20 protein-coding genes are annotated in these 11,968 nt (G+C 66.7%); all 20 read right to left on the bottom strand.

The window, feature by feature from the left end; genetic code table 11:
• Positions 1 to 32 precede the first annotated feature (32 nt).
• The 20 genes from truA to rplN all read right to left on the bottom strand — a co-directional run bounded on the left by truA (position 33) and on the right by rplN (position 11,913).
• On the bottom strand, positions 33 to 887 hold the full coding sequence (truA, locus tag ACIF6F_RS14665; RefSeq protein ID WP_399946058.1) for a tRNA pseudouridine(38-40) synthase TruA: 855 nt from the start codon (positions 885 to 887) through the stop codon (positions 33 to 35).
• Positions 888 to 981: 94 nt separating this feature from the next.
• On the bottom strand, positions 982 to 1,446 hold the full coding sequence (gene rplQ / locus ACIF6F_RS14660; protein ID WP_399946055.1) for a 50S ribosomal protein L17: 465 nt from the start codon (positions 1,444 to 1,446) through the stop codon (positions 982 to 984).
• Positions 1,447 to 1,563: 117 nt separating this feature from the next.
• A complete protein-coding gene (locus ACIF6F_RS14655; protein ID WP_010473911.1) occupies positions 1,564 to 2,586 on the bottom strand; it encodes a DNA-directed RNA polymerase subunit alpha in 1,023 nt (340 codons plus the stop codon).
• Positions 2,587 to 2,751: 165 nt separating this feature from the next.
• Positions 2,752 to 3,156: a 30S ribosomal protein S11 gene (gene rpsK / locus ACIF6F_RS14650; protein WP_003948617.1), complete on the bottom strand. Its 405-nt coding sequence runs from the start codon at positions 3,154 to 3,156 to the stop codon at positions 2,752 to 2,754.
• 68 nt (positions 3,157 to 3,224) lie between these two features.
• Positions 3,225 to 3,605, bottom strand: coding sequence for a 30S ribosomal protein S13 (gene rpsM, locus ACIF6F_RS14645; protein WP_007265919.1), 381 nt, complete (start codon positions 3,603 to 3,605; stop codon positions 3,225 to 3,227).
• A gap of 187 nt (positions 3,606 to 3,792) precedes the next feature.
• A complete protein-coding gene (rpmJ, locus tag ACIF6F_RS14640; RefSeq protein ID WP_003956441.1) occupies positions 3,793 to 3,906 on the bottom strand; it encodes a 50S ribosomal protein L36 in 114 nt (37 codons plus the stop codon).
• A gap of 72 nt (positions 3,907 to 3,978) precedes the next feature.
• Positions 3,979 to 4,200 (bottom strand): translation initiation factor IF-1, encoded by a 222-nt coding sequence (gene infA / locus ACIF6F_RS14635; RefSeq protein ID WP_003956442.1) that lies wholly within the window; start codon positions 4,198 to 4,200, stop codon positions 3,979 to 3,981.
• 159 nt (positions 4,201 to 4,359) lie between these two features.
• The gene (gene map / locus ACIF6F_RS14630; protein ID WP_399946052.1) at positions 4,360 to 5,211 is read right to left on the bottom strand and encodes a type I methionyl aminopeptidase; all 852 of its coding nucleotides are present in this window, start codon (positions 5,209 to 5,211) and stop codon (positions 4,360 to 4,362) included.
• Positions 5,212 to 5,316: 105 nt separating this feature from the next.
• On the bottom strand, positions 5,317 to 5,976 hold the full coding sequence (locus tag ACIF6F_RS14625) for an adenylate kinase (protein WP_399946049.1): 660 nt from the start codon (positions 5,974 to 5,976) through the stop codon (positions 5,317 to 5,319).
• Positions 5,976 to 7,289, bottom strand: a complete 1,314-nt coding sequence (secY, locus tag ACIF6F_RS14620) for a preprotein translocase subunit SecY (RefSeq protein WP_399946046.1) — start codon at positions 7,287 to 7,289, stop codon at positions 5,976 to 5,978. Before secY ends, ACIF6F_RS14625 begins: the two co-directional genes overlap by 1 nt.
• A 339-nt stretch (positions 7,290 to 7,628) precedes the next feature.
• On the bottom strand, positions 7,629 to 8,084 hold the full coding sequence (gene rplO, locus ACIF6F_RS14615) for a 50S ribosomal protein L15 (RefSeq protein WP_399946043.1): 456 nt from the start codon (positions 8,082 to 8,084) through the stop codon (positions 7,629 to 7,631).
• A 2-nt stretch (positions 8,085 to 8,086) separates the two neighbouring features.
• The gene (gene rpmD, locus ACIF6F_RS14610; protein WP_005313525.1) at positions 8,087 to 8,269 is read right to left on the bottom strand and encodes a 50S ribosomal protein L30; all 183 of its coding nucleotides are present in this window, start codon (positions 8,267 to 8,269) and stop codon (positions 8,087 to 8,089) included.
• Positions 8,269 to 8,874, bottom strand: coding sequence for a 30S ribosomal protein S5 (gene rpsE, locus ACIF6F_RS14605; protein ID WP_030201551.1), 606 nt, complete (start codon positions 8,872 to 8,874; stop codon positions 8,269 to 8,271). The genes rpmD and rpsE overlap by 1 nt, the downstream gene beginning before the upstream one ends.
• A 45-nt stretch (positions 8,875 to 8,919) precedes the next feature.
• Positions 8,920 to 9,303 (bottom strand): 50S ribosomal protein L18, encoded by a 384-nt coding sequence (gene rplR, locus ACIF6F_RS14600; RefSeq protein ID WP_399946039.1) that lies wholly within the window; start codon positions 9,301 to 9,303, stop codon positions 8,920 to 8,922.
• A 4-nt stretch (positions 9,304 to 9,307) separates the two neighbouring features.
• Positions 9,308 to 9,847, bottom strand: coding sequence for a 50S ribosomal protein L6 (rplF, locus tag ACIF6F_RS14595; protein WP_399946036.1), 540 nt, complete (start codon positions 9,845 to 9,847; stop codon positions 9,308 to 9,310).
• A 20-nt stretch (positions 9,848 to 9,867) separates the two neighbouring features.
• Positions 9,868 to 10,266 (bottom strand): 30S ribosomal protein S8, encoded by a 399-nt coding sequence (rpsH, locus tag ACIF6F_RS14590; protein ID WP_079429302.1) that lies wholly within the window; start codon positions 10,264 to 10,266, stop codon positions 9,868 to 9,870.
• Positions 10,267 to 10,488: 222 nt separating this feature from the next.
• Positions 10,489 to 10,674 (bottom strand): type Z 30S ribosomal protein S14, encoded by a 186-nt coding sequence (locus ACIF6F_RS14585; protein WP_003956452.1) that lies wholly within the window; start codon positions 10,672 to 10,674, stop codon positions 10,489 to 10,491.
• A gap of 5 nt (positions 10,675 to 10,679) precedes the next feature.
• Positions 10,680 to 11,231 carry a 50S ribosomal protein L5 gene (rplE, locus tag ACIF6F_RS14580; RefSeq protein ID WP_399946033.1) on the bottom strand — a complete coding sequence of 184 codons (552 nt, stop codon included), beginning with the start codon at positions 11,229 to 11,231 and terminating at the stop codon, positions 10,680 to 10,682.
• A complete protein-coding gene (gene rplX / locus ACIF6F_RS14575) occupies positions 11,231 to 11,542 on the bottom strand; it encodes a 50S ribosomal protein L24 (RefSeq protein ID WP_352193893.1) in 312 nt (103 codons plus the stop codon). Before rplX ends, rplE begins: the two co-directional genes overlap by 1 nt.
• A 2-nt stretch (positions 11,543 to 11,544) precedes the next feature.
• The gene (gene rplN, locus ACIF6F_RS14570; RefSeq protein WP_003956455.1) at positions 11,545 to 11,913 is read right to left on the bottom strand and encodes a 50S ribosomal protein L14; all 369 of its coding nucleotides are present in this window, start codon (positions 11,911 to 11,913) and stop codon (positions 11,545 to 11,547) included.
• Between the last annotated feature and the right edge of the window lie 55 nt (positions 11,914 to 11,968).

Below are 11,968 nucleotides of genomic sequence, written 5' to 3'. Positions count from 1 at the left end.
TACGCACGGCCCGCCGGGCCTCGGCAGCAGCCTCAGCAGCAGCCGGGCGCCCCCGGCAGCGTCCGTACGTTGCGCGCCTCGCGGCTGCGGGCGGCCAGCTGGTCGTCCGCCGGGTAGCCGACCTCCTCCAGCGTCAGCCCGTGGGGCTTCACGACGTGCACGGAGGAGTCCCTGACCCCGGCGGCCAGCACCTTCCCGGGCCACTCCACCGGCCGGTGCCCGTCACCGACGTGCAGCAGCGCGCCCACCAGCGAGCGCACCATGTTGTGGCAGAAGGCGTCCGCCCGGACGGTCGCCGTGACGATGCCCTCCGCGTCCCGCTCCCAGCTCAGCTTCTGGAGCGTGCGGATCGTGGTGGCTCCCTCGCGCTTCTTGCAGTACGCGGCGAAGTCGTGCTCGCCGAGCAGCGCCTGCGCGGCCTCGTTCATCGCGTCGACGTCGAGCGGCCAGTCGTGCCAGAGCACGTGTCCGCGGCGCAGCGGGTCCACACCGCCCTTGTGGTCGCCCACCCGGTAGGCGTACCGGCGCCAGACGGCCGAGAAGCGGGCGTTGAACCCCGCGGGGGCCTCCGCCACCCGCCACACCCGCACATCGTGCGGCAGCCGCCCGGCGAGCCGCCTCAGCAGCTTGTCGGAGTGCTCGGCCCACACCTCCCCCGGCAGGTCGAGGTGCGCCACCTGGCCGCGCGCGTGGACGCCCGCGTCCGTACGGCCGGCCACCGTCAGGTCCACCGGCTCGGCCAGCCGCATCACCGTCTGCAGGGCCGACTCCAGCTCGCCCTGCACCGTCCGCCGCGCCGTCTGCTTCGCCCAGCCGGAGAACTCCTTGCCGTCGTACGACAGGTCCAGCCGCACCCGGACGAAACCGGGCTCCACCTCGTCACTCACGCGACAGATCCTCTCAGAAACTCACAAAAGCAGAACGGGCCCGCCCCGGAGGGGGCGGGCCCGTTCAGAGCCGTCCATGAAGGCGATCCGAGGATCAGGCCTCCGTGGTCTCCTCGGCGGCGGCCTCGGACTTGGCCTCGGCCTCCTTCACCGCACGCTTGGTCGCGGCCTCGGCCTCACCGGTGGCCTGCTGGGCCACGGTCAGGGCCTCGACCAGCTCGATGACCGCCATCGGGGCGTTGTCGCCACGACGGTTGCCGATCTTGGTGATGCGGGTGTAACCACCGGGGCGGTTCTCGTACCGCGGAGCGATCTCGGTGAAGAGCGTGTGGACGACGCCCTTGTCCGTGATCGTCTGCAGGACCAGGCGACGGTTGTGGATGTCGCCCTTCTTCGCCTTGGTGATCAGACGCTCGGCGACCGGACGCAGGCGGCGGGCCTTGGCCTCGGTCGTGGTGATGCGGCCGTGCTCGAAGAGCGACTTCGCCAGGTTGGCGAGCAGCAGCTTCTCGTGCGCGGCGCTGCCGCCCAGACGGGCACCCTTGGCGGGACGCGGCATGGTGTTTCTCCTTCTGTGCTGCACCGGCCGTGTCAGGTACCGGTGTCAGTTCCCACCCGCTTGTGCGGGCAGGGTGCACGGGGGGCTTGCGCCCCCCGCGAGCCTTACGGGTACTGCTTAGTACTGCTCGGTCTCGACGAAACCGGCGTCCGCGTCGTCGTCGGCGCCGAAGGCGTCGGCCGCGGCGGTCGGGTCGAACCCGGGCGGGCTGTCCTTGAGGGCCAGGCCCATGCCGGCCAGCTTCGCCTTGACCTCGTCGATCGACTTCGCACCGAAGTTGCGGATGTCGAGCAGGTCGGCCTCGGAGCGGGCGACGAGCTCACCCACGGAGTGGATGCCCTCGCGCTTGAGGCAGTTGTACGACCGAACGGTGAGCTCCAGCTCCTCGATCGGCAGCGCCAGGTCGGCGGCCAGGGCGGCGTCCGTCGGGGACGGGCCCATGTCGATGCCCTCGGCGTCGATGTTGAGCTCGCGGGCCAGACCGAACAGCTCGACCAGGGTCTTGCCGGCGGACGCCATGGCGTCGCGCGGGCGCATGGCCTGCTTGGTCTCGACGTCGACGATGAGCTTGTCGAAGTCGGTGCGCTGCTCGACTCGGGTCGCCTCGACCTTGTAGGTGACCTTGAGGACCGGGCTGTAGATGGAGTCGACCGGGATGCGGCCGATCTCCTGGCCCAGCTGCTTGTTCTGGACGGCGGAGACGTAACCGCGGCCGCGCTCGACCGTCAGCTCCATCTCCAGCTTGCCCTTGCCGTTCAGCGTGGCGAGGACGAGGTCCGGGTTGTGCACCTCGACACCGGCCGGGGGCGCGATGTCGGCGGCGGTCACCAGGCCGGGGCCCTGCTTGCGCAGGTACATCACGACCGGCTCGTCGTGCTCCGAGGAGACGACCAGCTGCTTGATGTTGAGGATGAGGTCGGTCACGTCCTCCTTGACGCCCGGCACGGTGGTGAACTCGTGCAGGACACCGTCGATGCGGATGCTGGTGACAGCGGCACCCGGGATCGAGGACAGGAGGGTACGGCGCAGGGAGTTGCCGAGGGTGTAGCCGAAGCCCGGCTCCAGCGGCTCGATCACGAACCGCGAGCGGTACTCGTCGACGACCTCTTCGGTCAGCGAAGGACGCTGAGCGATAAGCATGTCTGTGTTCCTTCAGTCGTGGACGCCCACTATTTGACGCCCGACGGTGCTGTACGGAGTACAGCGGTACTAGCAAGGGTACGGGCGGCACGGCCCCCGGAGGGGACGTACCGCCCGAAACCTCAGCTCAGTGCGTCGAAACGCGCTGCGGTGACCCGGCGGGGGTCAGACGCGGCGGCGCTTCGGCGGACGGCAGCCGTTGTGCGGGGTGGGGGTGACGTCCTGGATCGAACCGACCTCGAGGCCCGTGGCCTGGAGGGAGCGGATCGCGGTCTCACGGCCGGAGCCGGGACCCTTGACGAAGACGTCGACCTTGCGCATGCCGTGCTCCTGCGCGCGGCGGGCGGCCGACTCGGCGGCCATCTGCGCGGCGAAGGGGGTGGACTTGCGCGAGCCCTTGAAGCCGACGTGGCCGGCGGAGGCCCAGGAGATCACGTTGCCGGTCGGGTCCGTGATGGACACGATCGTGTTGTTGAACGTGCTCTTGATGTGCGCGTGGCCGTGAGCGACGTTCTTCTTTTCCTTGCGGCGCACCTTCTTGGCAGCGCCCTGACGACCCTTGGGGGGCATCTCTTACTCCTACAGGGAGGTGGTCGGTCCTACAGCGCAAGACCGCTGGAAAGCGTGTCCGCTGAGGACTACTTCTTGCCCGGCTTCTTCTTACCGGCGATGGCGCGACGCGGGCCCTTGCGGGTACGGGCGTTCGTGCTGGTGCGCTGACCGTGCACGGGCAGGCCACGACGGTGGCGGATGCCCTGGTAGCACTGGATCTCGATCTTGCGGCGAATGTCGCCCTGGATCTCGCGGCGGAGGTCACCCTCGGTGCGGAGGTTGGCGTCCACGTACTCGCGGATCTTGACGAGGTCCTCTTCGGCCAGGTCACGAACGCGGGTGTTCGGGTTCACGCCGGTGGAGGCGAGGATCTCCTTGGACCGGGTGCGCCCGATACCGAAGACGTAGGTGAGTGCGATCTCCACACGCTTTTCGCGCGGGATGTCAACACCGGAAACGCGTGCCACTAATGGCTCCTGTGTGTTCGGGGGTCTTCAGCAGAGCCGATCCCGACCGCCGTACGAGGTACGAATCGGGTCCCCGGCCCCCGCCGGAGGTGCCGTCAGCCGTGAACACGGCCGGACGGGCTCTGCGTATGTACGTATTGCTTGCGTCGCGCGAAGAACTGCGAAGTTGCAGGTCGGTCGGCGTGCGTCAGCCCTGGCGCTGCTTGTGGCGCAGGTTGTCGCAGATGACCATGACCCGGCCGTGACGGCGGATCACCTTGCACTTGTCGCAGATCTTCTTGACGCTCGGCTTGACCTTCATGGGATGTGAGGTTCTCCGGGTCAGTGCCACCACCCCGCGGGAGCGGACGCTCGCGCGGGACTGCGACAAGATCTACTTGTACCGGTAGACGATCCGGCCACGCGTCAGGTCGTAGGGAGAGAGCTCCACCACGACCCGGTCGTCCGGGAGGATACGGATGTAGTGCATCCGCATCTTGCCGGAGATGTGCGCGAGGACCTTGTGACCGTTCTGGAGCTCCACCTTGAACATGGCGTTCGGGAGGGACTCGATCACGGTGCCCTCGATTTCGATGGCACCTTGCTTCTTGGCCACGCTTCGCCTTTCGAATCGGCTACCTTGATCAGCTCCTCGCGCGCATGAAGACATGCGGGTGCAAAGGAGCCGACGAGTCAGTCTACGTCAGGGCACCCAGAAAGACGAATCCGGAAAGTCTGCCCTACAGCGTAGATCATTAAGCAAGGGGGGCCGGGCTCAGCCCAGCGGGTCCGGCGCCGTCGTGATGCCGTACTCCGCCAGCTTCGCCTTGCCGCAGTCCGGGGAGGTCAGGACGATCGGGCCCTGCTCCGTGAGGGCGACCGAGTGCTCCCAGTGGGAGGACCAGGTGCCGTCGGTGGTGATGACCGTCCAGTCGTCCGCCAGCACCTCGGTCTGGGCCGTGCCCAGCGAGACCATCGGCTCGATCGCGAGGCAGACGCCCGGGACCAGCTTGATCCCCTTGCCGCGCTTGCGGGAGACGTAGTTCAGCAGGTGCGGGTCCATGTGCATTTCGGAACCGATGCCGTGGCCGCCGTAGTCCTCGATGATCCCGTACCGGCCGAGGCTGTGGTCGCCGGCGGCCGGGCGCGGCTGCCGCTTGATGTAGGACTCGATCGCCTTCGAGATGTCCACCAGCCGGTTGCCCAGCTTCATCGCGGCGATGCCGGCCCACATCGACTCCTCGGTCACCCGGGAGAGCTCCAGCAGCTCGGGCGCGTGCCCGGTGCCCACGAAGCACGTGAAGGCCGCGTCGCCGTGCCAGCCGTCGATGATGGCGCCGGCGTCGACGGAGATGATGTCGCCGTCCTTGAGCACGGTCTTCTCGTCCGGGATGCCGTGGACGACGACCTCGTTGACCGAGGTGCAGATGGTCGCGGGGAAGCCGCCGTACCCGAGGAAGTTCGACTTCGCGCCGTGGTCGGCGATCACCTTGCGGGCGACCTCGTCCAGATCCTTGGTCGTGGCGCCGGGCACGGCCGCCTCACGGGTCGCCGCGTGGATGGCGGCGACGACCAGCCCCGCCTCGCGCATCTTCGCGATCTGCTCCGGGGTCTTGATCTGGACCATGCCCTCTTGCCTTCCGGGTGTACGGGTTCTCGGGTGTCTCTGCTCAACAGTACGGCCGCGGCGTCCAGGGGACACCGCGGCCGTACGGGGGTACTGCGGGGTGGGTCAGACCTCGTCGGTCTTCTTCAGGGCGTCCATCGCGCGCTGCGTGACGTCCTGGACCTCGCCGAGCGCGGAGATCGTGACGACCAGGCCCTGGGCCTTGTAGTAGTCGATGATCGGCTCGGTCTGGGTGTGGTACACGTCCAGCCGGTTGCGGACCGTGGCCTCGGTGTCGTCACCGCGCTGGTACAGCTCGCCACCGCAGGCGTCGCAGACGCCCTCGGTCTTCGGCGGGGTGTACGTCACGTGGAAGACGTGCGCCGAGTCGTTACGGCAGATCCGGCGGCCGGCGATGCGCTTGACGACCTCGTCCTCGGGAACCTCGAGGTCGAGCACGGCGTCGAGCTTCATGCTTTCGGCCTGGAGCATCGCGTCGAGCGCCTCGGCCTGCGAGACGTTGCGAGGGAAGCCGTCGAGGAGGAAACCGCCCTCGGCGTCCGACTGCTCCATCCGGTCCTTGGCCATGCCGATGGTGACCTCGTCCGGCACCAGGTCGCCGGCGTCCATGTACGCCTTCGCCTGCTTGCCGAGCTCGGTGCCCTGGCTGATGTTGGCCCGGAAGAGGTCGCCCGTGGAGATGTGCGGGATCGACAGGTTCTTGGCAAGGAACGCGGCCTGCGTTCCCTTGCCCGCACCGGGCGGCCCGACGAGGACGATACGCATCAGCGGAGGAACCCTTCGTAATTACGCTGCTGGAGCTGGCTCTCGATCTGCTTCACGGTCTCCAGACCCACACCCACGATGATCAGGATGCTCGTCCCGCCGAACGGGAAGTTCTGGTTCGCGCCGAAGCCCGCCAACGCCATCGTCGGCACAAGAGCGATGAGACCCAGGTACAGCGACCCCGGCCAGGTGATCCGGTTGAGCACGTAGCTCAGGTACTCGGCAGTAGGTCGGCCGGCCCGGATGCCCGGGATGAAGCCACCATACTTCTTCATGTTGTCCGCGACTTCCTCGGGGTTGAACGAAATCGCCACGTAGAAGAACGCGAAGAAGACGATCAGGAGGAAGTAGGCGGCGATGTAGTACGGGTGGTCGCCCTTGACGAAGTACTTCTGGATCCAGTTGGCCCAGCCCGCCTGGGATCCGCTGAACTGAACGATCAGTGCCGGGATGTAGAGCAGCGACGAGGCGAAGATGACGGGAATCACACCCGCCTGGTTCACCTTGAGCGGGATGTAGGTCGACGTACCGCCGTAGGCGCGGCGGCCGATCATGCGCTTCGCGTACTGCACCGGGATGCGGCGCTGGGCCTGCTCGACGAAGACCACGAGGGCCACCATCGCGAGGCCTACGAGGATCACGACGCCGAACTCGACCCAGCCGTCCGCGATCTTGCCCTGGAGCTTGATGGTCCAGAGGGCGCCGACGAAGCCGGCGGCGATCGAGATGAACATCAGGATCGACATGCCGTTGCCGATGCCGCGGTCGGTGATCAGCTCACCGAGCCACATGACGACACAGGTGCCGGCGGTCATGGTGATCACCATGACGGCCGTGGTGAAGATCGACTGGTCAGGAACGATCTGGTTGGCCTGCGCGCAGCCCGAGAACAGGGCGCCGCTGCGGGCGGTGGCCACGAGGCCCGTGCCCTGGAGGATCGCGAGGGCGACCGTCAGGTACCGCGTGTACTGGGTGATCTTCGCGGTGCCCGCCTGTCCTTCCTTCTTGAGGTTCTCCAGACGGGGAATGACCACGGTCAGCAGCTGCAGGATGATGCTCGCCGTGATGTACGGCATGATGCCGAGCGCGAAGATCGTGATCTGCAGCAGGGCGCCGCCGCTGAACATGTTGACCAGGCCGAACAGGCTGTTGCTGCTGCCCGCCTGGTTCACACAGAACTGGACGGCTGAGTAGTCCACGCCGGGTACGGGTACGTGTGACCCAAGCCGGAACAGCACGATGATGCCGAGCGTGAAGAGCAGCTTCTTGCGCAGGTCGGGCGTCTTGAACGCCCGGGCGAACGCGGTGAGCACGGTGCCTCCTGCGACCCCCGCGTTTCGCGTGAGGGTGACGGCTTGTAAGTGAGCGATTACAGAACACGGCAGCCTAGCGGATGAGCGCAGACTGCCGGGGAAGCTAACAGCGCTTACCATACCCGGCCGTCACCACGAGCGGAAACGTCGCCGGTGCACGTCCAGGCCGTTTACGGCCCGCGATCGGCGCCCTCCCGGACATTCGTCCGGATCTGTTCCCCCAACGGATGACACCGGCCGGACCAACGGCGGGTTTCCTCTTCCGGGACCGAGAACGCGAGAGAGCCCGGTCGGCACCCCCTGAGGGGGCCGACCGGGCTCTCGCTGTCAGCTCAGAGCTCAGACGAGCTCGGTGACGGTGCCGCCGGCGGCGGCAATCTTCTCCTTGGCGGAGCCGGAGACGGCGTCAACCGTCACCTGCAGCGCCACGGAGATCTCGCCCTGGCCCAGGACCTTGACGAGGCTGTTCTTGCGCACCGCGCCCTTGGCGACCAGATCGGCCACCGTGACCTCGCCACCCTGCGGGTAGAGCTCGGCCAGCTTGTCCAGGTTCACGACCTGGTACTCGGTGCGGAACGGGTTCTTGAAGCCCTTCAGCTTCGGGAGGCGCATGTGGAGCGGCATCTGGCCACCCTCGAAGCGCTCCGGAACCTGGTAACGGGCCTTCGTGCCCTTGGTACCACGACCGGCCGTCTTACCCTTCGACGCCTCACCACGACCCACACGGGTCTTGGCGGTCTTGGCGCCCGGGGCGGGACGGAGGTTGTGGATCTTGAGCGGGTTGTTCTCCGCCATGATCAGTCGACCTCCTCAACCGTCACGAGGTGGCGGACGGTGTGCACCATGCCGCGGAACTCGGGACGGTCCTCCTTGACGACCACGTCGTTCAGGCGCTTGAGCCCGAGCGAACGCAGGGTGTCGCGGTGGTTCTGCTTGCTACCGATGTACGACTTCGTCTGCGTGATCTTGAGGCGAGCCATTACGCACCCGCTCCCGCACGCGCACGAAGCAGAGCCGCGGGGGCGACGTCCTCGAGCGGCAGACCACGGCGAGCCGCGATCTCCTCGGGACGCTGCAGGCCCTTCAGGGCCTCCACGGTCGCGTGCACGATGTTGATCGCGTTGTCGGAGCCGAGCGACTTCGACAGGATGTCGTGAACGCCGGCGCACTCCAGGACGGCGCGCACCGGGCCACCGGCGATAACACCGGTACCGGGGGAAGCAGGCTTCAGCAGGACGACGCCCGCAGCCTTCTCACCCTGGATCGGGTGGGGGATGGTGCCCTGGATACGCGGGACCTTGAAGAAGTGCTTCTTGGCCTCCTCAACACCCTTGGCGATGGCGGCCGGCACCTCCTTGGCCTTGCCGTAACCGACACCCACGGTGCCGTCACCGTCACCCACCACGACCAGCGCGGTGAAGGAGAAACGACGACCACCCTTGACAACCTTGGCGACGCGGTTGATCGCGACTACGCGCTCAACGTACGCGGTCTTCTCGGCGGCAGCAGCGCCACCGTCGCGACCCTTCCGGTCCCGCCGCTCGCCGCCACCGGCACCGCTGCCGCGGCGCTGGGGTCCAGCCATTGGATTACCTCTCTCTGTTACGTCCGTTAGTCCCGGAACCGGGGCTTAGAACTTCAGCCCGGCTTCGCGGGCGGCGTCAGCCAGAGCGGCAATGCGCCCGGCGTACCTGTTGCCACCACGGTCGAACACGACGGCCTCGACGCCGGCGGCCTTGGCGCGCTCAGCGACCAGGGCACCGACCTGCTTGGCCTGCGCGGACTTGTCACCCTCGCCACCGCGGATCGACGCGTCCAGGTGGGACGCCGACGCCAGGGTGTGACCCTTGATGTCGTCGATCACCTGGGCGGTGATGCCGCGGTTGCTCCGGTTGACGACCAGGCGCGGACGCTCGGCCGTACCGGAGATGGTCTTGCGGATGCGGATGTGGCGGCGGGCCTTGGCAGCCCGCTTGTAAGCGTCGCCCTTGGCGATCTTCACACCGTATGCCATGGCTTTACTTACCAGCCTTTCCGACCTTGCGGCGGATGACCTCGCCCGCGTACTTGACGCCCTTGGCCTTGTACGGGTCGGGCTTCCGCAGCTTGCGGATGTTGGCGGCGACCTCGCCGACCTTCTGCTTGTCGATGCCCTCGACCGAGAACTTGGTCGGCGACTCGACCTTGAAGGAGATGCCCTCGGGCGCCTCCACCAGGATCGGGTGGCTGTAGCCGAGCTGGAACTCCAGGTCGGAGCCCTTCGCGGCAACGCGGTAACCGACACCGCTGATCTCGAGCGCCTTGGTGTATCCCGTGGTCACACCGGTGATCATGTTGGCCACCAGCGTGCGGGACAGGCCGTGGAGGGCCTTGTTCTGACGCTCGTCGTTCGGACGGGTGACGTTCAGAACGCCGTCCTCGCCCTTAACGATCTCGATCGGAGCGGCGACGGTGTGCGTCAGGGTGCCCTTGGAACCCTTGACGGTGACCGTACGGCCCTCGATGGTGACGTCCACGCCGGCGGGAACCGGGATGGGGAGCTTGCCAATGCGAGACATAGCTTTTCCTCCGTTCCCGACTACCAGACGTAGGCGAGGACTTCCCCACCCACGCCCTTCTTCTGCGCCTGCTGGCCGGTCAGGAGACCGTGGGACGTGGAGATGATCGCCACGCCCAGGCCGCCGAGGACCTTCGGCAGGTTGGTGGACTTCGCGTACACGCGCAGACCCGGCTTCGAGATGCGCTTGATGCCGGCGATCGAGCGCTCGCGGTTCGGACCGAACTTCAGCTCGAGGACGAGGTTCTTGCCAACCTCGGCGTCCTCGACCTTCCAGCCGGTGATGAAACCCTCCTGCTTGAGGATTTCCGCGATGTGCGACTTGATCTTGCTGTGCGGCATCACGACCTGGTCGTGGTACGCCGAGTTTGCGTTACGCAGACGAGTCAGCATGTCTGCGATCGGGTCAGTCATGGTCATGAATCGGCCTTCGGCCTCTCTCGCCGGGGTTTCCTGTATGCGCCATCCCTCTCCCCACACAGAGGCGGGACGGGTGCGGTGCGGGGACCTACGGCGTAGTAAGTCGGTAGGGCGGCGGACGCCCAACCCCACAAGCCTACGGCATGCGGGACGGGCGGTCCGCCGACCTGATGCTTACCGAGAGCGTCTGGAAAACCTCAACACCCAAAGGGTGAAGGGGATTTACCAGGAGCTCTTGGTCACGCCCGGCAGCTCGCCACGGTGAGCCATCTCACGAAGGCACACGCGGCACAGGCCGAACTTGCGGTAGACGGAGTGCGGACGACCGCAGCGCTGGCAGCGGGTGTACGCGCGCACGCCGAACTTGGGCTTGCGGGCAGCCTTCGCGATGAGAGCCTTCTTCGCCATCTCGCTTACGCCTCCTTGAAGGGGAAGCCGAGGTGACGCAGAAGGGCACGGCCCTCGTCGTCGTTGGTCGCCGTGGTCACCACGGTGATGTCCATACCCCGGACGCGGTCGATCTTGTCCTGGTCGATCTCGTGGAACATGACCTGCTCCGTGAGACCGAAGGTGTAGTTGCCCCGGCCGTCGAACTGCTTCGGGGACAGACCACGGAAGTCGCGGATGCGCGGGAGCGCGAGCGACAGGGTGCGGTCCAGGAACTCCCACATGCGGTCGCCACGGAGGGTGACGTGGGCACCGATCGGCTGGCCCTCGCGCAGCTTGAACTGCGCGATGGACTTGCGGGCCTTGGTGACGGCCGGCTTCTGACCGGTGATCGTGGTGAGGTCCTTGATGGCGCCCTCGATCAGCTTGGAGTCGCGGGCGGCGTCGCCCACACCCATGTTGACCACGATCTTCACGAGGCCGGGGATCTGCATGACGTTCTCGTACTTGAACTCGTCACGCAGCTTGCCCGCGATCTCCTCGCGGTACTTCGTCTTCAGACGCGGAGTGGTAGCCATCAGATGTCCTCACCCGTGCGCTTGGCAACGCGGATCTTGTTGCCCTCGTCGTCGAAGCGGAAACCGACGCGGGTGACGACCTTCTTGCCGTCCTTCTCCACGACCAGCTGGACGTTCGAAACGTGGACGGGGGCCTCGGTGATCACGATGCCGCCGGCCTGGTTCGGACCAGCCTTGGTGTGCTTCTTGACCCGGTTGACACCCTCGACCAGAACGCGGTTCTCAGCGGGCATGGCCTGGATGACCTTGCCCTGCTTGCCCTTGTCCTTGCCGGTGATGACCTGGACCAGGTCGCCCTTCTTGATCTTCATGCTTACAGCACCTCCGGCGCGAGCGAGATGATCTTCATGAACTTCTTCTCGCGCAGCTCACGGCCGACCGGGCCGAAGATGCGGGTGCCGCGAGGGTCGCCGTCGTTCTTCAGAATGACAGCGGCGTTCTCGTCGAAGCGGATGTACGAGCCGTCCTGGCGGCGGCGCTCCTTGACGGTGCGAACGATGACCGCCTTGACGACGTCACCCTTCTTCACGTTGCCACCGGGGATCGCGTCCTTGACGGTGGCGACGATGACGTCACCGATGCCCGCGTAGCGGCGGCCGGAGCCACCGAGAACACGGATGCAAAGGATTTCCTTGGCACCAGTGTTGTCGGCGACACGAAGCCGCGACTCCTGCTGGATCACGTCTATCTCCTGTTTGTCTGCCGGTTCCCGGCAGGGGCTGATTCCTCAGCCCCTG

This window comes from Streptomyces sp. NPDC086023 (assembly GCF_044540325.1).
In the GTDB taxonomy this organism is placed as follows: domain Bacteria; phylum Actinomycetota; class Actinomycetes; order Streptomycetales; family Streptomycetaceae; genus Streptomyces.
This window is presented reverse-complemented; position numbering and strand designations above follow the sequence as displayed.

Excerpts from the sequence above, each read along its gene's own strand:
- rplE (WP_399946033.1), bottom strand. The coding sequence starts at position 11,231 with ATGGCTACCACTCCGCGTCTGAAGACGAAGTACCGCGAGGAGATCGCG.
- ACIF6F_RS14655 (WP_010473911.1), bottom strand. The coding sequence starts at position 2,586 with ATGCTTATCGCTCAGCGTCCTTCGCTGACCGAAGAGGTCGTCGACGAG.
- rpmJ (WP_003956441.1), bottom strand. The coding sequence starts at position 3,906 with ATGAAGGTCAAGCCGAGCGTCAAGAAGATCTGCGACAAGTGCAAGGTG.
- rpmD (WP_005313525.1), bottom strand. The coding sequence starts at position 8,269 with ATGGCTCGCCTCAAGATCACGCAGACGAAGTCGTACATCGGTAGCAAG.
- ACIF6F_RS14585 (WP_003956452.1), bottom strand. The coding sequence starts at position 10,674 with ATGGCGAAGAAGGCTCTCATCGCGAAGGCTGCCCGCAAGCCCAAGTTC.
- rpsK (WP_003948617.1), bottom strand. The coding sequence starts at position 3,156 with ATGCCCCCCAAGGGTCGTCAGGGCGCTGCCAAGAAGGTGCGCCGCAAG.
- rplR (WP_399946039.1), bottom strand. The coding sequence starts at position 9,303 with ATGGCATACGGTGTGAAGATCGCCAAGGGCGACGCTTACAAGCGGGCT.
- rplF (WP_399946036.1), bottom strand. The coding sequence starts at position 9,847 with ATGTCTCGCATTGGCAAGCTCCCCATCCCGGTTCCCGCCGGCGTGGAC.
- rpsH (WP_079429302.1), bottom strand. The coding sequence starts at position 10,266 with ATGACCATGACTGACCCGATCGCAGACATGCTGACTCGTCTGCGTAAC.
- rpsE (WP_030201551.1), bottom strand. The coding sequence starts at position 8,874 with ATGGCTGGACCCCAGCGCCGCGGCAGCGGTGCCGGTGGCGGCGAGCGG.
- rplO (WP_399946043.1), bottom strand. The coding sequence starts at position 8,084 with ATGGCGGAGAACAACCCGCTCAAGATCCACAACCTCCGTCCCGCCCCG.
- ACIF6F_RS14625 (WP_399946049.1), bottom strand. The coding sequence starts at position 5,976 with ATGCGTATCGTCCTCGTCGGGCCGCCCGGTGCGGGCAAGGGAACGCAG.
- rplQ (WP_399946055.1), bottom strand. The coding sequence starts at position 1,446 with ATGCCGCGTCCCGCCAAGGGTGCCCGTCTGGGCGGCAGCGCCGCGCAC.
- rplX (WP_352193893.1), bottom strand. The coding sequence starts at position 11,542 with ATGAAGATCAAGAAGGGCGACCTGGTCCAGGTCATCACCGGCAAGGAC.
- map (WP_399946052.1), bottom strand. The coding sequence starts at position 5,211 with ATGGTCCAGATCAAGACCCCGGAGCAGATCGCGAAGATGCGCGAGGCG.